This window comes from Siminovitchia thermophila (assembly GCF_016909185.1).
Classification (GTDB): domain Bacteria; phylum Bacillota; class Bacilli; order Bacillales; family Bacillaceae_C; genus Siminovitchia; species Siminovitchia thermophila.
Genome location: NZ_JAFBFH010000026.1, coordinates 20,594 through 40,917, shown reverse-complemented (window position 1 = coordinate 40,917; position 20,324 = coordinate 20,594). Strand labels below are relative to the sequence as shown.

The 20,324-nt window shown below is 41.3% G+C and carries 21 protein-coding genes; 15 read left to right on the top strand and 6 right to left on the bottom strand.

The window, feature by feature from the left end; all coding sequences use genetic code 11:
* The first annotated feature begins 9 nt into the window (after positions 1 to 9).
* The 4 genes from paaD to paaX all read left to right on the top strand — a co-directional run bounded on the left by paaD (position 10) and on the right by paaX (position 3,645).
* Positions 10 to 507, top strand: coding sequence for a 1,2-phenylacetyl-CoA epoxidase subunit PaaD (gene paaD, locus JOC94_RS16190; protein WP_077113387.1), 498 nt, complete (start codon positions 10 to 12; stop codon positions 505 to 507).
* 42 nt (positions 508 to 549) lie between these two features.
* Positions 550 to 1,425 carry a 3-hydroxyacyl-CoA dehydrogenase gene (locus tag JOC94_RS16185; protein ID WP_077113388.1) on the top strand — a complete coding sequence of 292 codons (876 nt, stop codon included), beginning with the start codon at positions 550 to 552 and terminating at the stop codon, positions 1,423 to 1,425.
* Positions 1,422 to 2,624, top strand: a complete 1,203-nt coding sequence (locus JOC94_RS16180) for a thiolase family protein (RefSeq protein ID WP_077113389.1) — start codon at positions 1,422 to 1,424, stop codon at positions 2,622 to 2,624. Before JOC94_RS16185 ends, JOC94_RS16180 begins: the two co-directional genes overlap by 4 nt.
* A gap of 139 nt (positions 2,625 to 2,763) precedes the next feature.
* Positions 2,764 to 3,645, top strand: coding sequence for a phenylacetic acid degradation operon negative regulatory protein PaaX (paaX, locus tag JOC94_RS16175; RefSeq protein WP_077113519.1), 882 nt, complete (start codon positions 2,764 to 2,766; stop codon positions 3,643 to 3,645).
* Positions 3,646 to 3,690: 45 nt separating this feature from the next.
* On the opposite strand, the gene JOC94_RS16170 is transcribed toward paaX, so the two are convergent.
* A complete protein-coding gene (locus tag JOC94_RS16170; protein WP_077113390.1) occupies positions 3,691 to 4,203 on the bottom strand; it encodes a gamma carbonic anhydrase family protein in 513 nt (170 codons plus the stop codon).
* Between the two features lie 69 nt (positions 4,204 to 4,272).
* Here JOC94_RS16170 and JOC94_RS16165 point away from each other — a divergent pair, with 69 nt between their 5' ends.
* The 5 genes from JOC94_RS16165 (at position 4,273) to JOC94_RS16145 (ending at position 11,054) form a co-directional block, all read left to right on the top strand.
* Positions 4,273 to 5,229: an NAD(P)H-dependent flavin oxidoreductase gene (locus JOC94_RS16165; RefSeq protein WP_077113391.1), complete on the top strand. Its 957-nt coding sequence runs from the start codon at positions 4,273 to 4,275 to the stop codon at positions 5,227 to 5,229.
* Between the two features lie 70 nt (positions 5,230 to 5,299).
* Positions 5,300 to 6,001, top strand: a complete 702-nt coding sequence (deoD, locus tag JOC94_RS16160; protein ID WP_077113392.1) for a purine-nucleoside phosphorylase — start codon at positions 5,300 to 5,302, stop codon at positions 5,999 to 6,001.
* A 1,078-nt stretch (positions 6,002 to 7,079) separates the two neighbouring features.
* On the top strand, positions 7,080 to 7,946 hold the full coding sequence (locus JOC94_RS16155; protein ID WP_077113393.1) for a M15 family metallopeptidase: 867 nt from the start codon (positions 7,080 to 7,082) through the stop codon (positions 7,944 to 7,946).
* 151 nt (positions 7,947 to 8,097) lie between these two features.
* A complete protein-coding gene (locus JOC94_RS16150; RefSeq protein ID WP_321189695.1) occupies positions 8,098 to 9,564 on the top strand; it encodes a lmo1851 family serine protease in 1,467 nt (488 codons plus the stop codon).
* Positions 9,565 to 10,427: 863 nt separating this feature from the next.
* Positions 10,428 to 11,054 (top strand): hypothetical protein, encoded by a 627-nt coding sequence (locus JOC94_RS16145; protein ID WP_077113395.1) that lies wholly within the window; start codon positions 10,428 to 10,430, stop codon positions 11,052 to 11,054.
* Between the two features lie 671 nt (positions 11,055 to 11,725).
* Here JOC94_RS16145 and JOC94_RS16140 read toward each other — a convergent pair.
* Positions 11,726 to 11,968, bottom strand: coding sequence for a DNA alkylation repair protein (locus tag JOC94_RS16140; RefSeq protein WP_077113396.1), 243 nt, complete (start codon positions 11,966 to 11,968; stop codon positions 11,726 to 11,728).
* Between the two features lie 358 nt (positions 11,969 to 12,326).
* Here JOC94_RS16140 and JOC94_RS16135 point away from each other — a divergent pair, with 358 nt between their 5' ends.
* Positions 12,327 to 13,058, top strand: a complete 732-nt coding sequence (locus tag JOC94_RS16135) for a CAP domain-containing protein (protein WP_077113397.1) — start codon at positions 12,327 to 12,329, stop codon at positions 13,056 to 13,058.
* 32 nt (positions 13,059 to 13,090) lie between these two features.
* On the opposite strand, the gene JOC94_RS16130 is transcribed toward JOC94_RS16135, so the two are convergent.
* The 3 genes from JOC94_RS16130 to JOC94_RS16120 all read right to left on the bottom strand — a co-directional run bounded on the left by JOC94_RS16130 (position 13,091) and on the right by JOC94_RS16120 (position 14,919).
* Positions 13,091 to 13,321 carry a hypothetical protein gene (locus tag JOC94_RS16130; protein WP_077113398.1) on the bottom strand — a complete coding sequence of 77 codons (231 nt, stop codon included), beginning with the start codon at positions 13,319 to 13,321 and terminating at the stop codon, positions 13,091 to 13,093.
* Between the two features lie 177 nt (positions 13,322 to 13,498).
* On the bottom strand, positions 13,499 to 14,062 hold the full coding sequence (locus JOC94_RS16125) for a GNAT family N-acetyltransferase (RefSeq protein WP_077113399.1): 564 nt from the start codon (positions 14,060 to 14,062) through the stop codon (positions 13,499 to 13,501).
* A 245-nt stretch (positions 14,063 to 14,307) separates the two neighbouring features.
* Positions 14,308 to 14,919, bottom strand: a complete 612-nt coding sequence (locus tag JOC94_RS16120) for a DedA family protein (RefSeq protein WP_077113400.1) — start codon at positions 14,917 to 14,919, stop codon at positions 14,308 to 14,310.
* A gap of 134 nt (positions 14,920 to 15,053) precedes the next feature.
* Here JOC94_RS16120 and JOC94_RS16115 point away from each other — a divergent pair, with 134 nt between their 5' ends.
* The 4 genes from JOC94_RS16115 to JOC94_RS16100 all read left to right on the top strand — a co-directional run bounded on the left by JOC94_RS16115 (position 15,054) and on the right by JOC94_RS16100 (position 17,345).
* On the top strand, positions 15,054 to 15,383 hold the full coding sequence (locus JOC94_RS16115; protein WP_077113401.1) for a DUF4870 domain-containing protein: 330 nt from the start codon (positions 15,054 to 15,056) through the stop codon (positions 15,381 to 15,383).
* 110 nt (positions 15,384 to 15,493) lie between these two features.
* A complete protein-coding gene (locus JOC94_RS16110; RefSeq protein WP_077113402.1) occupies positions 15,494 to 15,808 on the top strand; it encodes an AEC family transporter in 315 nt (104 codons plus the stop codon).
* A 78-nt stretch (positions 15,809 to 15,886) separates the two neighbouring features.
* A complete protein-coding gene (locus tag JOC94_RS16105; RefSeq protein ID WP_139345707.1) occupies positions 15,887 to 16,354 on the top strand; it encodes an AEC family transporter in 468 nt (155 codons plus the stop codon).
* 250 nt (positions 16,355 to 16,604) lie between these two features.
* Positions 16,605 to 17,345: a hypothetical protein gene (locus JOC94_RS16100; RefSeq protein ID WP_077113404.1), complete on the top strand. Its 741-nt coding sequence runs from the start codon at positions 16,605 to 16,607 to the stop codon at positions 17,343 to 17,345.
* On the opposite strand, the gene JOC94_RS16095 is transcribed toward JOC94_RS16100, so the two are convergent.
* Entirely contained in the window at positions 17,332 to 19,158 is a 1,827-nt protein-coding gene (locus JOC94_RS16095; RefSeq protein ID WP_077113405.1) for a DNA ligase D, read from the bottom strand. The genes JOC94_RS16100 and JOC94_RS16095 overlap by 14 nt on opposite strands.
* A gap of 126 nt (positions 19,159 to 19,284) precedes the next feature.
* Between JOC94_RS16095 and ku the strand changes: the two genes are divergently transcribed.
* On the top strand, positions 19,285 to 20,118 hold the full coding sequence (gene ku, locus JOC94_RS16090; RefSeq protein WP_077113406.1) for a non-homologous end joining protein Ku: 834 nt from the start codon (positions 19,285 to 19,287) through the stop codon (positions 20,116 to 20,118).
* Positions 20,119 to 20,324: the final 206 nt, after the last annotated feature.

The following is a 20,324-nucleotide window of genomic DNA, read 5'->3' as shown; positions in this document are numbered from 1 at the left end:
GGATGTGAAATGGAGGCGGTGCAGCCGATTTCCAAACAACAAGTCGTGGATATATTGGATCGTGTGAAAGATCCGGAAATTGACACTGTCAGTGTCATTGATTTAGGGATGGTCGAGCATGTGCACATTCAAGGATCGGAAGTGTCTATCCAAATGCTTCCCACTTTTTTGGGATGTCCGGCTTTGGAAATCATCGAAAAAAATATGATCGAAGAAGTTTCCAAGCTGCCCCAAGTGACAAATGTACACGTCGAGTTTATATTTGACCCTCCCTGGACTTCGGACCGCATTACCCAAAAAGGGCAGGAAGGTTTGAAAAAATTCGGCATTGCTCCTCCGCCAAGGAGGCTTGAAGAAGACGGTTCATGGCATGTGGATTGCCCATATTGCGGTTCTACGTACGTTACCCTTGAAAATATTTTTGGTCCTACAGCCTGCAGAAGTATTTTATACTGCAAGAGTTGCAAAAATCCATTTGAAGCGATGAAACCGGTTTCTAATATATGAATGGAAATATAGATCGTACTTTTATGCCGGGAGGTATTGCTGTTGATTGAAAAAATGGTAGTTGTCGGTTCTGGTGTCATGGGCAGAGGGATTGCCTATGTTGCTGCTTTATCCGGTTTTTCCGTTACACTCGTTGATGTAAAAGAAAAAGTGTTAGAATCGGCAAACAAAGAAATTCAGGCCATTCTGGAAAAAGGCATTTCAATGGGAAAAGTGACGCGGGAACAAGCAGCAGATTTTAAAAAGCATCTCTCCTATGGCCTTGATTTGGCCGAAGCGGCGCGAGATGCTGATTTGATTATCGAAGCTGTCCCGGAAAAAGCGGAGTTGAAAAGACAAGTGTTTGAAATGATGGAAATGGCCTCTCCATCCCATTGTCTGTTTGCAACGAACACCTCGACAATGAGCCCGACAGAAATTGCTTCATTTGCCAGAAGACCTGAACAAACGATTGCCATGCATTTTTTTAATCCGGTGCATAAAATGCCGTTGATAGAAATAATCCGAGGATTGGAAACGAGCGACGAAACCGTAGCTTCAATTAAACATGTTGCCGAAAAAATGGGAAAAGAAACAGTCATTATAAATGAATTTCCCGGCTTTGTCACAAGCCGAATCAGCACACTCATTGGCAATGAAGCTTTTTATATGCTGCAGGAAGGATTGGGCAGCCCGGATGATATTGATAAAGCGATCAAGTTAGGGCTTGGATTCCCGATGGGCCCTTTTGAATTGGTTGATCTAGTGGGGCTTGATACACGACTGAACAACTTGAAATATCTGCATGAAAAGTTGGGAGAGAAGTACCGTCCGGCCCCGCTTTTGGAACAATACGTAAAAGCGGGCAGACTGGGCAGAAAAACTGGTAAGGGCGTATATGACTACACAAATCAAAAAGAAGAGTTGGTTAAAAAATGAAAGAAGCAGTCATTGTTGATGCTGTAAGAACACCATTTGGACGCTATAAAGGCGCTTTAAAAAATATTCGACCCGATGACTTGGGGGCCATCATCATCGAAGCACTGTTAAAGAGAAATCCTCCCTTGGATGAAAACGATATAGAAGAGGTTATCTTTGGGAATGCGAACCAGGCAGGAGAAGACAATCGAAATGTCGCCAGAATGTCCGCACTGCTTGCCGGGCTTCCCGTCTCTGTCGGAGGTGTGACTGTCAATCGACTGTGCGGTTCGGGACTTGATGCGGTCATGTATGCCGCCCGGGCCATCTCTGCAGGGGAGGGAGACGTATATATTGCCGGAGGTACCGAAAGCATGACCCGGGCCCCCTATGTAATGGCCAAGCCTGATAAAGATTTCCCACGCGGTTCTATGGAGTTGTACGATACAACGATCGGCTGGCGATTTACAAATGAAAGATTAAGAGAAATGTATGGAACGGACTCCATGCCAGAAACGGCGGAAAATGTGGCGAAGCGCTTTGGAATTACGAGGGAGGAACAAGATGAATTTGCCTTGGAAAGCCAAAGGCGGGCAAAAAAGGCGATCGAACAGAATGTGTTAAAAGATGAAATCATACCAGTTATTTACCATGATAAAAAAGGCAACAAAATCGTCATTCAACAGGATGAACATCCACGCCCGGATACGACACTTGAAAAGCTGGCAAGTCTGCGTCCCCTGTTTCCAGGCGGTACTGTTACGGCAGGAAATGCGTCGGGTGTAAATGATGGGGCGTCGGCGCTGTTGATCATGAGCAGAGAAAAAGCCGAACAACTGGGGGTAACGCCTCTTGTTACATATAAAACAGGGGCAACAGCAGGTCTGGAACCGGCAGTCATGGGGTTGGGCCCAATCTACTCCACTAGAAAAGCACTGCAACGCGCGGGCTTAACTATCGAACATATTGACCTTGTGGAATTAAACGAAGCGTTTGCATCCCAATCCATTCAATGTATTAAAGAACTAGAATTAAGCATGGATAAAGTGAATGTGAATGGCGGTGCCATTGCCTACGGCCATCCGCTTGGTGCAAGCGGGGCAAGAATTTTAACGACACTAATCTATGAAATGAAAAGAAGAAAAGCCGTATACGGGCTGGCCACAATGTGCATCGGAGTCGGCCAAGGCATTTCTGTCATAGTTGAAAATATAGATTAACCAATCAATGCCCTTGCTTTTAATGAAGTGAGGGTTATTTTGTCCAACTTGGTAAAGAATTGTAAAATGAATCAAGGCCCGCACCGTGATATAATGACCTGTAATAATGACATTTGCTGATGAAATGAGTGACAAAATCATGAGTTTTAATACACAATCAATGATTTTTACGATATATGGCGATTACATTCGTCATTATGGCAATAAAATCTGGATTGGAAGCCTGATTCGGTTGTTAAAAGAGTTTGGACATAATGAGCAAGCGGTAAGAGTCGCCGTATCAAGAATGGTCAAACAAGGATGGCTTCAATCAGAGAAGAAAGGCAATAAAAGCTACTATTTTTTGACGCCGCGGGGCGTTAATCGGATGGATGAAGCGGGCCGAAGGATTTTTAAGCTGGACCCCCATGAATGGGACGGGAAATGGCGTATGCTTATGTATTCGATTCCGGAAGAAAAGCGGCAAATCAGGGATGATTTGCGAAAGGAACTGCTTTGGAGCGGATTTGGCAGCTTTACGCACAGTTGTTGGATCTCGCCGAATAACCTTGAAAAAGAAGTAAAACTATTAATTGAAAAGTATGAGATCGAAGAATTTGTAGATTTTTTCATTGCCGATTACTTAGGGCCGAAGGATAATATCCAACTTGTCAGACGTAGTTGGCCACTGGAAGAGATCGAAGAAAAATATGAGTCGTTCATCACGGCATATGGAAAACAGTTTATCGTCCACCAAAGCCTTATACATGAAGGGCACATGTCCAATGCCGATTGCTTTGTGGAACGGACTAAGCTTGTACATGAATATAGAAAATTTCTATTCATAGATCCCGGTTTGCCGAAGGAACTGCTGCCGTCCATGTGGAACGGCAACCATGCCGCATTGCTTTTCAGGCAATACTACCAGTTGTTGGCAGAACCCGCGAGCGAATTTTTTGAGAGTGTTTTTGAAAAAGGGAATGATTTGCGAAAGAAAGACAAATCATATGACGCCAATGATCATCCGTATATCGTCAACTGAAAACAGAGTCACCGCCGGTTTGGCTTTGGCGGTGACAACAGCGGGTTATTTGGCCAGCGCTTGATATTCCTTTCCTTTTTGAACGTACGTATCGATCGATAACTGGATCAGCTCCAAGTCCTTATCGTTCAAGCTCCGTGTCACCTTGCCGGGTGATCCGACAACAAGTGATCTGGGGGGGATTTTTTTGCCTGAAGGAATTAAGGTGTTGGCGCCAATGATGCACTCTTCGCCGATTTCTACATTATCCAAAATGGTGGAGCCCATTCCTATAATAGAGCGTTTTCCAATTTTACACCCATGTAGAATAACGTTGTGCCCGACCGTTACTTCATCGTCAATGATGGTTGGAAAACCCTCATACATATGAATGGTGGAATTATCTTGTATGCTGCATCTTTCTCCTATATGTATCGGGCCCTCATCTCCGCGCAAGACGGCATTAAACCAGATGGTCGACTCTTTTCCAACCGTCACATCACCGATGAGATACGCTCCCGGCGCGATAAAGACGGACGGATCTACCTTGGGACGATGGTGATGGTAATTGATTTTCATTTTTCTCCCTCCACAACATGAAATCGTTCTCTTTCTATTATAACGTTATTTGAAAGAAGGTACAGAAAATTGAAACAAGCATGTGATACTTTGTCTATTCAATATCCAATTATTCAAGGCGGCATGGGTAATATCAGCAATGCCATTTTGACTTCCGCCGTCTCCAACGCGGGCGGGCTGGGAACAATCGGCTGCGGTACGATGAGCCCTGATGAAATTGAGCAAATCATCTCGGAAACGAAGAGAAGGACTGAACAGCCGTTTGCGTTAAATATCGCACTTACCGTCTCTGACTATGTCGATGAAATCATTCAGTTGGCGATCAAACATAACGTTTCCGCTATTTCTTTGTCCGCTGGGAATCCAGCGCCCTATATCCCGAAACTAAAACAAAACGGTATTCGGACCATTGTCCTTGTCGCTTCGGTGCGTCATGCGCAGAAAGCGGAAAAGGCAGGCGCAGACATACTCGTTGCAGAAGGATATGAAGCGGCAGGAATCAATTCTTCGTTAGAATTAACAACTTTTACCCTTGTGCCCCAAATTGTGAAAAAAGTGGCCATTCCCGTCTTTGCAGCCGGCGGAATTGGAGATGGAAAAGGATTGGCCGCGGCATTGATGCTCGGGGCAAGCGGCGTTCAGATTGGAACGAGATTTATAGCAACCGCGGAAGCGCCATTTCACCCACTTTATAAAGAAAAATTATTAAAAGCGAATGGAGAAGATACACAAATCTTAGGCCGTTCTTACGGCAGGGCCAGAAGGGTGTTAAAAGGAGCGTATGTCGAGCAACTGGCCAAGCTTGAGAAAGAAGGAATGACATTTACAGAATTCCAACAGAAAACTTCTGAAGAATATCACATTAAAGGGGCAATGGATGGCGATTTCGACAATGGGTACGTCAACAGCGGCCAAGTTGCCGGATTAATTGATCATGTTCCGAGCGTACGGGAATTATTGGAAACCATAATAAGTGATGCAAGTTCGCAAATGAAAAAGATTGCAACAGATTTCAGGTTTGATTAAGATTTGCATGTAAAAATTGAAACCTTTAAAATAGGGGTAATTGTTCCATTAAGGGGGTAGGGAATTTAAGATGAGTATACATATTGCCGCTCAGCCGAATGAAATAGCTGAAACGATTCTATTGCCGGGTGATCCGCTTCGGGCCAAGTATATAGCTGAAACATTCCTGGAAAATGTTCAATGTTATAATGAAGTCCGTAATATGCTAGGTTTTACCGGTGAGTATAAAGGAAAGCGAATATCGGTTCAAGGAACCGGGATGGGCGTCCCATCCATTTCAATTTATATTCATGAGTTGATGGAAAGCTACGGTGTACAAAACTTAATCAGAGTTGGAACATGTGGCGCCATCCAAAAAGATGTGAAGGTGCGGGACGTCATTTTGGCCATGTCCGCCTCAACAGATTCACAAATGAACAAGCTTACCTTCGGAGGTATTGATTATGCTCCAACGGCATCGTTCGACTTATTGAAAAAAGCGTACGATGCGGGGGTAGAAAAAGGCTTGAATCTCAAAGCGGGCAACATTTTTACGGCCGACATGTTTTATAACGATAACGCCGATCACGAAAAATGGGCGCGTTATGGCATACTGGCGATTGAGATGGAAACAGCGGCGCTGTACACACTTGCTGCGAAATTCGGAAGAAATGCTTTAGCGATTCTGACAGTCAGCGATCATATCTTAACAGGAGAAATGACTACATCGGAAGAGAGGCAAATGACATTTAACGACATGATCGAAGTGGCATTGGATGCTTCCTTGCGTTAAGCATGGATTAAAATCAGTATAGACATCATAGGCGAGAGGGCCTCTAGTACGCCACTCGCCTACACTTATTTTTCTTAGTCAAATGTCAACATGTTTTATATCGTTAACCTTTGAATTCTTATTTTCTTTATTTGAACGTTTTTTCCTTAACTGCAAAATTTCTTGGATTAAAAGCGCTGGCATCATCTGCATCAGTTCAAACCCCTTTTTTACCAAACATGTATTTCATATTCTCCTTATTTCCTTTCAATCTACATTTTGATATAGTTGCTAAACAGGTTTTCTATGAAAAACCAAGATCAAAATGCTCCAAAGCCATTAGTATCGTTTTTTTCCATCAACATAAGCCTCCCCAATTCTTCATAACTCGATTTCATTCGCCCTTACATTAACATCTAACACCTGCCACGCTCAGATTAGATTAACGGCTAAAATTTTGTTCAAAAGAGAGCTAGCTGCGCGGTAAATATATCTAGACAACTCATGATCGCTTATTCTCTTAAAGAAATCACATCACGATGAAAGGCCAATGAAGCAGCTTCTTTGACAGATTAGATGTTAAAGGGGATATATCTTCAAATGCGTATGATTCCTTATCCGTCTTAACAATCCTGATGGGCGCTCTGTCTTAATGCTTTACTTTTTAGTAGTCAAGCAACGCTAAAACAAATTTCTATGAATAGACCTCTGAGTCCACAAATCAGTGCCTCAGGAGTTGGACGCTTTAATACTTGGCGCGTCCTTTATTTTCTTTTAAACCTTGGTTTGCTTTTTTTCACTTCTTTTACTTTGCCCGCAATGGAGCGTAATAATAAAAGGGCATTATTCATATATAAAAAACAACGAGTTGTTTACACATGTCCGTTGCAAAATAAACCCTTTATGATGTAGACTAGTTTAAGTGACTCATAAGCAACGAGCAAAATATTGCTGACAGAGAGCGACGCTGTCAAAGGGAAGAACTTGTTAAATTACGACTATTAGTCCCATACTGGGAATGACATGATCGAAGTTGCATTGGGCGCGGCTGATAACAGCGACTGTTAAAATGCAATTACAAATAGAAGTGAGGCTTTTTATGAAAAAACATGTGAGCATTCTGGCTATGACCGTTTTACTTGGTGGATGTGCTTTGGCGGATGATTTGGCAGAAAACAAGGACAAGACAACAACGCAAACCGAACCGCCTAAGGACCAAAAGCCTGGGAGCGAACCTGTTGACGCTCAAAAAGAACAACCCGCCAATCAAGCTGATCAAAACCGTGAGGAGAAGCCTGAAAAGGACCCGGTTGACCCGGACTTAACATTGGAAGCAGCCTATTTCAACGAAATTGTAGAAGCCAATGGCAAAAAAGAAATTGCCAATCCCGATAATATACTCGTACTCGTCAATAAGGAATTCAGTTTGCCGGCAGGGTATGCACCGGGCGATTTAGTTCGGCCCAAAGTGGCTTTTTCATTCGGGGAGCAAGATATCGAAAAAAGCTATTTGCGAAAAGAAGCTGCGGAAGCATTAGAACAAATGTTTCAGGCTGCAGCTAAGGAGGGCATTCAATTATATGCCTCTTCCGGATATCGCTCATATGGACGCCAACAAGCCATTTTTCAAAATGAGATCGAGCAAGTGGGAGAAGAAAAGGCCGCCCAGGTTGTGGCTATTCCAGGTAGCAGTGAACATCAGACAGGACTTACCATGGACATCACGAGTGAATCAGCCCAATTTGCCCTGTCGGAGAAATTTGGCGAAATGAAAGAAGGAGAATGGCTTAGAAACAAGGCCCATTTATATGGTTTCATCCTGCGTTATCCGAAAGGAAAAGAAAATATAACCGGATACAGCTACGAACCGTGGCACTTCAGATATGTAGGCAAAAAAGCAGCCAAGGTGATTTTTGAACGCAATTGGACATTGGAAGAGTATTTTGAGAATGTCGCGAAGATATAACGTCTTTTTCTGTTTGCCTTTTTCAAAGGCGTTTTTTTAGTTTGAAAACAGCCGGCAGTCGCGTCTATGTCTTTACGGCGCCGGATGAAAATTGATAAAATAAAGAGACATATATGTAAATGGCTTTTTAATAAGCCCAGGATAGAAAGTGGTGAGATCATTGGAAGAAGACCAAAACCAGGTGAACAAAAGCCCGCAAAACAGCAGCTTTATCCAAATAAAAAAATTCAGATTCATCATATTGATTTTCCTGACCGTGTTGGCAACGGCCGGCATTACCATTCTGGCCCTCTCTTTTGCTAATAACAAAGCAGCAAGTGTGGTCATGCAGGAACGGAAAGAGTTCCATAAATTATATGAAGCCTATGACGTCATGAAAAAGCAATACTTTGCAGACGTAGACGAAGAAGCATTGGTTGATGGGGCGATTGATGGAATGGTGAAGTCACTGGATGATCCTTATTCTGATTATATGACCAAGGAAGAAAGCGAGAAATTCGAGGAAAGCATTACATCATCTTTTGAAGGCATCGGGGCGGAAATTCAAGAAATAGACGGGGACATTGTCATCGTTTCTCCCGTTAAAGGGTCTCCCGCTGAAAAAGCCGGCCTAAAACCAAACGATAAAATCGTTGAAGTCGATGGCAAAAGCGTACAAGGCATAAGCGCCAATGAAGCTGTTCTTTTAATTCGCGGAAAAAAAGGGACGAAAGTAACCTTATCCATCATTCGGCAAGCAAGCGAGGATCCGATCAAAATAACGATTACTCGCGATGAAATTCCGATGAATACGGTTTACCCGGAAATGTTGGAAGGCGGGATTGCCAAAATTCAAATTACAAGCTTTTCCACCCATACGGATAAGGATTTAGAAACAGCGTTAAAAGAGATGGAAGAAAAAGGGATGAAACGTTTAATTCTTGATTTAAGAAAAAATCCAGGCGGACTGCTTGAACAAGCCATCGATATTTCGAACATGTTTGTGCCTGAAGGCAAAACGCTGTTCCAAGTGGCATACAAAAACGGGCAGGTTGAAAAATACGTCGCGGAAGATGGCAAAAAGATTACCGTTCCAACCGTCATATTAATTGATGAAGGTAGTGCCAGCGCCGCTGAAATATTGGCTGCAGCCGCCAGCGAATCTGCCAATATCACGCTGGTTGGAAAAACATCCTTTGGAAAAGGGACAGTACAACAGGCGGAAGAATTTAAGGATGGATCCAATCTCAAATATACGATGGCAAAATGGCTGACACCGAAAGGAAATTGGATTAATGAAAAAGGGATTGAGCCCGACTATCCCGTCTCACTGCCGGAATATGCAGACCTTCCTTATATTAATCCTGAAAAGGAATTAAAAGAGGATACGGCCGCATCTGATGTAAACACTGCTGAACAAATCTTGAAAGAATTAGGATACAATCCCGGCAAGGTTGATTCATATTTTGATCCAGATACAAAAAGGGCTGTAATGGAATTTCAAAAAGCAAATAACATAGAAGTAACAGGTGTATTAAGCGGAGAAACAACCGTTACTCTAATGACGAAAATCCAGGAACATCTTCAGAAAAACGATCCCCAGTTGAAAAAAGCTGTGGATATATTGCAAACAAAATAACAGGGGGCTTTCTAAAAAGTCCAATTTAGAGCTAATGCACTAAAATGTAAAACCCAAGAATGTTGATTTTACGGCAATCTTGGGTTTGTTTTTTAGTTTTCAAGCTGCGATGTTATTTTTTGGACGGCCCCGTTCAAAAAGTCACCTAAAGTGAGTTACCACTCAAATAGACACTTTGTTGTTAAAACTTATTCATACATGCCAGTCACTGCAACCTTATGAGACTTTCTCTAAGGTTGCGTTTTTATTTTCCATTTGGCGTAATCTTTGATCATATTGTCGCGAAACAGTTTTCAGGTTCGCTACCAACAAAAAAGTTCATTGTGTAATGTAAAATAAAAATACAGTGCTTTGCAATGAAGTTAACGAAAGTTGCAAGAAAAAAATACATAGTCGTTTAGTTTAAACCAAGATTTGATATGGAGTAGAGTGTATAGTATCCTCCCAGTCGGCAGAACCAGTTGTTGAAAATGCTGGCTTTTTGACTCTAGTGCTATACGCGCAAGTAGTTCCATGTCAAATCTATGTATAAACCATTGCAACACTCTGTACTAAACATTAATAGGTTTAATGCTCATCAAGTACCTGAAAAGAGAAAGCGGCATGCTTACATTTATAACTTTTTACTCTTCTTAGTCAATCATGGATACCCTCACGAGGACCCGGCGTCTACATTGATAGATATTCGCCGGTTTTTTACGGATTATAGGTTGAGATTTTCCATCGCTATAGACATACTACCAGTTCACACTAGTGGTTAAGCATCCAAAATCTATTAATTAGTGATAGATGTTAAAGCAATGATTTTTTAAAAACATATAAAGATAATGAAGCTTGTAAATAAATAATAGGAGGAAGTAAAGATGAGTTATAATGAAAAATGTTGGAATTTTCAAGATGCTTTTTGGTATTTAGGCCAAGTGTTTACAGATTTCTGTCATTCGTTATTAAAATGTAATTCCCACTTAACATCAGGACCACTTAACAGTAATATAAATACAAAAAGTATGATTGCCAGGGTGAATAATTTAAACGATTTGGATGTTTTTGTACATTTGAAAGTGACCATTAATGATGACGTAGATGAAACATTCCAACCTTATTATTGTCAAACAATAAGGGTCCCCGCATGTTCACACGCTTTATTTAATGTGATCGATGCCACAGATTTTAATACATCGCGCGGTTATACAGTATGGTTTGAAATATATTTCGCACATCCAGGTCCACATATTGACCCTGCTTGCGACAATGTTCACGTCTACTTTGCAGAACGTTCTGACCTACCAGATGTCACAGTTGCAAACAGTCACATTCTTACAGAAATCCTCCATAAACAATTTATTCCTCATGATGCAGCATGTACTATTCCTTGTCCGGAACAGGTTAAAAAAAAGATTGGGTTGACGACGCATGATGATCATGTATTACCAGAGCGTTCATTAGATGATGTCAGTTGTAAAAAAACATCGGAAAAAGGAAACATGTAAATAAAAAGTTAATTCGGTTAATAAAACTGTAGAGATTCTAAACTAAAGCTGCGTGAGTGAGAGATTGCTCGTCTTGCTTCGCAGTTTCATGTTTATTGGTAGAATATCCTCCATATAAAATGCTGTATGCCGAAACAAGTTTAAATGGGAGATTTATAAAAATGGGATAACCAAATGCTCCTGCTATAAGTAGTTATCCTTACAAATTCTTTTCATTTTATTAAAAACGTTGTGCCATGTTTCTACGTTCTTATGGAAGTGCCTGTTTTAATCTGCGGATACCTTCTTCAATTTCCATGTTAGAATTTCATAACTTAATATGATTTTATTGATATATTGTTGTTTAATTGTATGAAGTTAAACAGGATAAATCTTCCTATATCATATCGTTTACCATATGTTCTGAGAACTTATTTTAATGCATATCTTTTTGAATCGCCAATTTTAGCACCAAACTCATTTGCTAAACATTTTCTCACATAATTCCGCCGTATCTTATCTATTTTCTTCCGCCTGATGATAAACCTTTCGTTTATCAACAGATTATTTTGGTGCGTGAAAAGTTAATTTATCCGATCATTCTGATAATTGTTTGGCTTTTCTTAAAATGTGAGGACTTTTAACCAGAAAAGTGGTTGATAATGAATAATGACCCGCTATAACGAAACGGGTCATTGTTCGCCATATTTTGCAAATGTTCTTTCCTCTTCGATTAATCCGCAAGTCCCACATTGGACTCTTCTTTCAGGACCATTGTAAATAGTATGCAGTGGGCCTGCGTCAGCCTCATGATCATATTTTTCGATGATATCTCCGGTTTGCGGATCGAGCTTTACCGCATGGACAACTTGTTCAATAATGTTGAACCTGGAACGATTCGTTTTGCAACTTGGACAGCGATATTTTGTACTCATAGGAACCTCCTTTACTTATAGAATAACCGAAGAAAGGAAGTTTTATACTATGAATGGCGTTGACGCAAACGCCAGGATCAATAAAACAGCGGTCACATTTGACATAAATTTGTAACAAACGTAACACAATGCGCTCTTTTCTGAGTTTGTCAACCGTCATATTTTAGTAGTTTTTGGTTATAGTATACGGCAAATGGAAAACTTCATTTAAAATAAGAAATAGAAAAAAGTTGTCTGATTGCATGTTGGGGAATTTCTGCCGAAAGCAGACAATGCCCATGGCAATTCCTCCCTGAAATATTACAAAAATCGCATGTTACTATAATAGCGGAAAAAGAAAACAGGGAGGAAAACAGAAATGAAAAAGCTTGTCGTATCAGCTGCAGCAGCAGTTGCGTTGATGGCATCCCCTCTAGCAGGAGGAACAGCAGATGCCGCACAACCTAATTCAGGACAACAAAATGGAAAGGTGTATTATTTCTACCAAACTGGTGATTTTTCAAAAATGAATGATTGGTGCAAGCAGCCTTATCATAAATTCACACCAAAGAAAAAAACTTGGAAACAAGCTCCAAAACAAAAACAACCAGCCAAAAAGGAGCAAGCACAAACACCTGCGCCTGCACCGGCTAAACCAGCACCAGCACCTGCACCAGAAAAACAACCTGGTAAACAAGAGGAGCAACAACCAACAGAGCAAAATGGTTCTCAATTGAGCGCCTTTGAACAAAAAGTGGTAGACTTAACGAATGCAGAAAGATCAAAAAATGGTTTGGCCCCGCTAAAAGTTGATTTGGAGCTCAGCAAAGTGGCTCGTGAAAAATCAAAAGACATGGCAGCCAACAACTATTTTGACCATAACAGCCCAACACATGGTTCACCATTTGACATGATGAAAAAATTCGGAATCAGCTACCGTTCAGCAGGTGAAAACATCGCCATGGGACAGCGTACACCAGAGGAAGTAGTACAAGCCTGGATGAAGAGCCAAGGTCACCGTGAAAACATCTTAAGCAGCAGCTATACACATATCGGTGTCGGCTACGTTGAAAATGGAAATTACTGGACACAACAGTTTATCGGAAAATAAGCAAATAAAAATGAAACACAAAGAACGAACCGCTAGGAAGAAGCAGGTTCGTTCTTTTTTTGAATATGCCGCAGACGAAACGATAAAGTGAATGCGCCGACTGCCAGCCCGGAAATCAGGCCAAACCAAAAGCCAAACGGCCCCAGTGCGGTATAATTGGCCAGTACATAGCCGAGAGGAAGTCCGATGACCCAAAAGAAATCAGCGCCATGATAAAAGTGGCAAAGTAGCCTGAATGGAATGAGCAGTCTTACGCCAATCAATCATATTTTCAATGTCAATCCGCCGTTAGAATCCGATCTCTTGAAATTTGAAAAGTACTTTTGCGATTGAGCAGGTTTACGTACTTTTTATAGCGGAGCAAATATAAAACAGAGCGGCTTCAGTCCTCTTGAATAGAGAGCCGAAGCCGGGTATATTTTGATAATTTAACAGTCTTTTTAAGCTTCCATCTGCTGCGATTCTTCCTCTTTCAATGATTGCCTCATTAACGCCATCGTATATAAATCTTTTGGAACCGCGTAAAGATCATAGATATATCCAGTGGCGTTCAGCTTTTGAAATACGTCTTGCTTCGTTTCATTGGCCTGCAAGACGTAAGAAAGCTTTTCGGCAGCCTTTTTCGAACGGATGTTTTCCTTGCGAATTCTCATATAGACCGTTTCAATATTCCGGTCGAAAAATAATTCTTTGAAAAAGGCGTCTTTTGCCAGACTGTTATAGCCTTTGCCATGAAATGGCTTGCCAATCCAAGTGCCCAAAAAACCAGTATTGCCTTCAATGTCATACAAATTAATCGTTCCAATCGGATTTTCCCATTCATCCAGAATCGTTCTGGAGATTAACTCTCCGCGTTCTTCCGCTTCGATTGTCTGCTTTGTCAAAAAGACGTATTCATCATAGGAAAAAGCTTTTTGACGCACGTAAGGGAAGACATCGGGATGCGTCATCAAATCAAATAGAATCCGGCATTCATGCCCGTTTACTTCACGTTTCTTGAGCATTTTGAACCCCTCCTGCCCAGGGCAGGTGTGGTGTACGATCCTGCCCTCGAAATTTTTTAAAAGATGCATAAAAAATTTCGGGGTGGGAATCGAACCCACTAAGACCAGCCAAGAAACAGGGCTGGTGGCGCACCATTTGCCTTCCCTCAATTATGAGCTGTATGTTCTTGTGAATTGAAATTCTACAAATATCATACAAAAAAAAGTTCTATTTGGATATACCAAGTTTGTAAGTTTTTCGTAAATTATTTTCTCTTTATCGACACATATTTTGCAATGAGATATTTTAATAAGAAGTATCCTAGTAAAACATATAAAGCGATCGCGATAATGGGTTTCAAGTAAGCCCCGGCAATTGCTCCTATTTGTTCCCAATGGGCGCCAAGTTCCATGCCAATGAATAGAAATAAAATAGTCCAAGGGATCATTGCGGCCATCGTATAGATCGTGAATTGATAAAATGGCATTTTCGCGATACCTGCAGGTATGGAGATCGCATGCCTGATGACCGGGATGAAACGGGCAGTGAAAATGACGATCGTTCCATGGCGGTCAAACCACTTTTCCGCCGCATCCAAGTGTTTAGGTTGGATCAATAAATATTTCCCATAACGGTCAAAAAAAGGTCGGCCCCCGTATATCCCAAGCCAATATAAAAAAAGTTGCGCCATCGTTCCCCCAATGATTCCGGCAATAAAAGCCATTAAAAATGATATTTTTCCAGCCGATATCAAATAACCGCCATACCCCAGAACAATTTCACTTGGAATCACCTCAATCATAAGCCCGATGGCGATACCCGCAAACCCGTACTGTCCCAAAAATTCCAAAAGTTCGACAACCCACCCGCTTGACATCCGCTTTCATCACCCCGCCCTATGAATCGCTAATCTATTCTATGCTCGTCCAAAAAAAATTATCATAAAGCTGAAACTTTTAAACGAGATATTCGTAAAAATAATACATGCATAAAAAAACAGGAGGTATCATCATGGATACAGCTTCAAGCAACGAAAGAACCTTGGCAACAGCCATATATGTTACTAGTTTTTTCTCCGCGCTGATTGGACCGCTTATTATTTGGCTCATTAAGAAAGAGGATTCCGCTTTTATCGATTTTCACGGTAAGGAATATTTAAACTTTTTTATTTCCTATACCGTCTATTCAATCGTGGCATCCTTAATGATGTTCATTTTAATTGGATTTATTCTAGTGCCTATTATCGCCATTCTTTATATTGTATTTACGATTATCGCGGCAGTAAAAGCATACAATGGAGAAATTTATCGCATACCGCTTGTGTTCAGGATTTTAAAATAACGGTACGAGGGAAGCCTTCGACTCCAAGCAGGAGTTGGGAGGCTTCTTATTTTTTGTGAAGGGTCCTTTGAGTGTTTTTTTATACAGTAATGGGAGGGGAGGGATGCAAGTTGAATGCAGTCGGTCATTTTTTACAGGAAATGAGCATGCTTTTTCTAATGGCGTCGACAGGGTATGTTTGCAGAAAAAGAAACATCCTTGGCAAGCATACAACCGAGGTTTGCACACAACTTCTTTTGTATATAACATTGCCCGCATTGATCATATATTCCTTGAATATTTCATTCCATATGGATTTACTGACGGAATTTTCACGGCTTATATCCATGTCTGCTTATATTCCATTTATCAGCTCCTTGCTAGCTGCCTGGTTGAGAAAACGTTCCGGTCTGCCAGACACTAGAAAAGCCCTTATGAAGGCTTGAATATTTTCGGGAACCAGGATTTATTGGCGCTACGCCACTTGCTTCATCATATTTGGAGAAATAGGAGTTACATATGCAATGATTATTAACATTTGTTATTTCATTTCATATGGACATATGGGATCTATATCTTTTCTCGGGGAGATGCTTACATCGGAGAAATATTGTGTTCAATTCGGGAATTATTGCGACAATCACGGGTCTTGCTTTGATGTTTTCTCCTTCCAGCATGCCTGGCATTTTGGAAAGAAAATAACAATCCCACTGTCGATGATCATGATTGGCAGTTCCCTTGCGGAAATCAAAAAAGATGAATATGTAAGCTTATTCACAACTACTACATTATGGATATCAGCCGGCGCCAAACTACTTGTCATTCCCTTCCTGCTATTCCCGTTTATGTTTTTGAATGTTCCTTCTTCATTGCTTGTTCTCGCCGCCTTAATATCCGGCATGCCGTCCGCTCCCACGACATCCCTTTTCTCCTACAAATACGGCGCCAACGCAAACTATGCCTCGCTGGGCGTCTTTTTATCAACACTCTGATCAATGATGACCGTCCCCGCACTATAATTGGGCATTCACTTTCTTGACCCCGCAATAACTAGCAGTAAACCTCATTTCAAGCTCAGGGGAAAGCGAAGCGAGAGAGTACTGCCCGTAAAAGTCCGATTGGTTCAGCTAGCAATCAGTAGGGGGAGTGAATCCCTACTGATTGAGTTTCACTTTATATTAGTCATGGAATAGGTGGCTGTCACGTATACTTTATTGAAGCTTCTGGTACAGGGGGGAAGCGATGAACATTAAGGACCATTATTCATTTATGTCGAAGCTTTATTTGCAGCAAACCGTCTTATTTGCCGTTGTCTTTATTGTAGTCATATTACCTAATATGAAAAGAACGGATTTTTTGCTCACGAATATGGCAGGGGTGGCTGTTTTTCTTTTCGCGGTCTACTATTTTTTTCGCTGTGTTTATTTTACCTTTAAAAAGAATGCTGTTTCATTTGCACTGGTTCACAGCGCAACATCGTTACATGGAAACACGTATTTGTTATTCCCTTCTCATAATTCCCAAACGGTACTTGAGGCATATTCTTCCGACGGCATACGGAGGTGGTCGATTCTTTCCCTCAAGGGAAGGGAAAGACGTGAGCGTTTGCGTTATTTTTCCTTGGGTGAGAAAGGACGTATTTTTAAAGTGCATGAACACGGAAACGGTCATACCGGTTATATGTATATCAATCTGAATGATGTTATATTTTTGGGGGCGGATAAACCCTTAAAAGTAACATTGAAGCGAGAAAAAGGAAAACAAATGAGTTTTATAATAGAATCCGACTGCTATCAATTAAAAAAGCCGTACTCGGATCGGCTTCTTTATAAAAATGGACAAGCGGTCATGACCGTAAAAAAAGGATTGATGCCTGTTACCTGGCAGCAGTTTTTCCATCCGAATACTCCACAGCTAAAATTCGCAGAACAATTGACTGTAGAGGAAAGAGGACTGTGCCTTTGCCTGATCACCCTTTTTTGAGCCGTTGAAGAGCTTGTTTAAAAGGCTGGTTTTCTTTGCAGGTAAAAAAATGGGCAAACGGGTCTTCGATTTGCTTGATTCTTTCCAGAACCGTTTGTATGGTGAAATGATCGGGGACAAGCTTGTCGGTCAACTCCTTCCATTGAAGCGGCGCGGCTACAAGCCCTGATTCATTTTTACGCATAGAGTAGGGGGCAATGATGGTTTTGCCCTCCGCATGCTGGATAAAATCAATATAAAGCCGTTCACCACGGTTTTTCTTTAATCTTTCAATTGTAAAAGAATCTGGATCGTATTGAACGAGAAATTCCGCAATGAATGATGTAAAAGTCCTTGTATCCTCCCATGTAAATTGATCTTCCGGCAAAGGGATATATACTTGCAGGCCTTTATTTCCCGACATTTTGACGAAAGAATGCAGGTTGAACTCATCCAATATTTTTTTTAACAAGGTTGCCGCGCGCACAGCCAAAGGGAATTTCGAACGGTCAGGCGGATCAAGATCAAAGACAATTTCGCTTACAAAGTTGGTTGTGATCGTTTGAAATGGAATATGAAACTCAATGGCCAACTGGTTTCCAAGCCATATGAGCGTTTTTAAATCATAACAAACTATATAATCAATATCATCAATCATGCAGGATTCAACAAAGCCGGGCGCTGAATCAGGCTTATGTTTTTGGTAAAAAAAATCGCCAAATATGCCATGTGGTGCCCGGATGACTGTTAAAGCCCGTTTTTCCAAAAACGGGAGCATTAGGTGGGACACTTTTCGCAAATAGCGAATGTAGTCCAGTTTCGTGATCTCGTTATTTTTCCACAACAACTTATCGGGATGGGTGATGGCCACTTCACTTGGAAATGATGCTTCATGAAGCAGAAATTGCTCGTACGTACAATCATCCGGATGCAAGTCAAAACGCAAGTCTTTAAAATGGGGTTCACGCAAGCCGTCGGCCCACTCCAAATAATATAGATCAAGACAAATCCCGGGTTTTACAACTAGTTTCGTTCCCTCCCGTTGCACATAATTTTGCCGGATCGTCGTGATGAGGGCGGTTTTTGTATGGGCATCCAAATTAAAAAGAAATTGGCCAAGTGGAAATATGGCCTCACCTTTCCATACCCCGACAAAAAAGTAATTATTTTGTTCATCCATTGCGGTGATAAAACACGAAACCGTTTTCCAATTTTTTATTTTTAGCCAACTGCTCGTTCTTCTGCCGGCTTCCCAAGAACTTTGCGGCTCCTTTGCCACGATGCCTTCACCGTCATAGTCCTTCGCTATTTGTATGGCATCTTTGAGTGAGTGGAAAGCTGGAACATATTGACATAGCTTTTTATCGCCGGGGTTTGGAGACATAGGAAATGCTGCGGTTTTAAAAAGCTTTTGCAGCGTTGATTTTCTTTCCATATATGGGTGGTCTGTCATGCTTTTTCCATTCAAAACGAGAAGATCAAACACAAGGTAGCGGCAGGGCCAGGCGGTTGCTTCATGCATGATTCTTTCTTTTGAACCCATTCTGCCCCTCTGTTGCAACTTTTGAAAATTTGCTTTGTACTGATTTTCCAAAATAACCAATTCACCATCGAGCATAAGGGGAAAGGAGCTTGCGAATAAATCTGTTTGTGATTGGAGAAAACGGCTGATCTCTGGAAACTGGGGCAGCAAATCTTTTCCGTTTCTGCTCCAAAGATGAATAGCATCTTCATTCCACTCCAAAATGGCTCGGTAGCCGTCGTATTTTATTTCATATCGCCATTTGCCATATCCGGGAGGATCGAATGACAAAGAAGGGAGCATAGGCTTCATCTTAAACACCACACCTTTCCATTCCTAATTTGCCCAACTGCACTGCATTTACCAAAAGTTTTTGTGTATGTAACGATCTTTTGATCAAAAACTAGTGTCAATAGACAATGGATGGAAGGTGAGCTTATGCATACCATGTGGAAAGGCAGCATCAGCTTTGGGCTTGTTAATATTCCGGTCAAGCTGCATGCGGCCACTGAGGATAAAGATGTTAAATTTCGCTCTCTTCATGAAAAATGCCATACTCCGATAAAATATGAAAAGATTTGTCCATCGTGTGAGCAGGAGGTTGAAGCGAAAGAAATTGTAAAGGGCTATGAAGTGGCCAAAGGCAAGTTTGTCGTGATAGAAGAGAGTGAACTGAAGGAATTGAAGGGAGGGGGGGAAGAAAAAGCGGTAGAAATCATTGATTTTATCAAGCTCCAAGAAATCGATCCCATTTATTTTAACAAAAGCTATTATATGTCTCCCGATGGCGGCGGAAAAGCGTACAGCCTCCTCAGAAAAGCTTTAACGACCTCGGAAAAAGTGGGAATCGCCAAAATCATGATCCGTTCAAAAGAACAATTAGCGGTTATTCGCGTTTTCGCTAATACTTTATTAATGGAGACGATCCACTTTCCGGATGAGGTAAGAAAAGCATCAGAGGTGCCGAACATTCCGAGTGCTGACAATGTCTCTAAAAAAGAAATTGACACTGCCATATTGCTGATTGACCAATTAACAACAACCTTTCAACCGGAAGCATATCAGGACGATTTCCGCTTGCGGGTATTGGAGCTTGTCGAAGCGAAAAGGACCGGAAAAGAACTGGTAACGGTGAAAGAAAAAGCCCCTGTTACTGAAATGAATGATTTAATGGCAGCATTACAGGCTTCGATCGACAGGACCAAGCCACAGGCGGATAAAAAACCGGCCACTAAAAAAAAGAAAACGACCAAGGCGACGAAAGCGAAATGATCCGCATCAACAACATGTCGAAAAAGCAAGGAAATGGGCGGATTATATTTGATCATATCGACCAAAAATCTTTCCCCATTTCTTGCTTTTTCATATTTATTCCTGTATGATAAGAGGGAACAAAACGATCAAAGCTTTTTTAAGAACCAATATTGGAGTTCCATTCACATGTTATAATGAATATCTACTCCAAAAAGTGGGTATTG

What these genes read in the sequence shown, in the direction of transcription:
- paaD (WP_077113387.1), top strand. Translation starts at nt 10, where the DNA reads ATGGAGGCGGTGCAGCCGATTTCCAAACAACAAGTCGTGGATATATTG.
- JOC94_RS16180 (WP_077113389.1), top strand. Translation starts at nt 1,422, where the DNA reads ATGAAAGAAGCAGTCATTGTTGATGCTGTAAGAACACCATTTGGACGC.
- paaX (WP_077113519.1), top strand. Translation starts at nt 2,764, where the DNA reads ATGAGTTTTAATACACAATCAATGATTTTTACGATATATGGCGATTAC.
- JOC94_RS16170 (WP_077113390.1), bottom strand. Translation starts at nt 4,203, where the DNA reads ATGAAAATCAATTACCATCACCATCGTCCCAAGGTAGATCCGTCCGTC.
- deoD (WP_077113392.1), top strand. Translation starts at nt 5,300, where the DNA reads ATGAGTATACATATTGCCGCTCAGCCGAATGAAATAGCTGAAACGATT.
- JOC94_RS16155 (WP_077113393.1), top strand. Translation starts at nt 7,080, where the DNA reads ATGAAAAAACATGTGAGCATTCTGGCTATGACCGTTTTACTTGGTGGA.
- JOC94_RS16145 (WP_077113395.1), top strand. Translation starts at nt 10,428, where the DNA reads ATGAGTTATAATGAAAAATGTTGGAATTTTCAAGATGCTTTTTGGTAT.
- JOC94_RS16140 (WP_077113396.1), bottom strand. Translation starts at nt 11,968, where the DNA reads ATGAGTACAAAATATCGCTGTCCAAGTTGCAAAACGAATCGTTCCAGG.
- JOC94_RS16135 (WP_077113397.1), top strand. Translation starts at nt 12,327, where the DNA reads ATGAAAAAGCTTGTCGTATCAGCTGCAGCAGCAGTTGCGTTGATGGCA.
- JOC94_RS16125 (WP_077113399.1), bottom strand. Translation starts at nt 14,062, where the DNA reads ATGCTCAAGAAACGTGAAGTAAACGGGCATGAATGCCGGATTCTATTT.
- JOC94_RS16120 (WP_077113400.1), bottom strand. Translation starts at nt 14,919, where the DNA reads ATGTCAAGCGGGTGGGTTGTCGAACTTTTGGAATTTTTGGGACAGTAC.
- JOC94_RS16115 (WP_077113401.1), top strand. Translation starts at nt 15,054, where the DNA reads ATGGATACAGCTTCAAGCAACGAAAGAACCTTGGCAACAGCCATATAT.
- JOC94_RS16105 (WP_139345707.1), top strand. Translation starts at nt 15,887, where the DNA reads ATGATTATTAACATTTGTTATTTCATTTCATATGGACATATGGGATCT.
- JOC94_RS16100 (WP_077113404.1), top strand. Translation starts at nt 16,605, where the DNA reads ATGAACATTAAGGACCATTATTCATTTATGTCGAAGCTTTATTTGCAG.
- JOC94_RS16095 (WP_077113405.1), bottom strand. Translation starts at nt 19,158, where the DNA reads ATGAAGCCTATGCTCCCTTCTTTGTCATTCGATCCTCCCGGATATGGC.
- ku (WP_077113406.1), top strand. Translation starts at nt 19,285, where the DNA reads ATGCATACCATGTGGAAAGGCAGCATCAGCTTTGGGCTTGTTAATATT.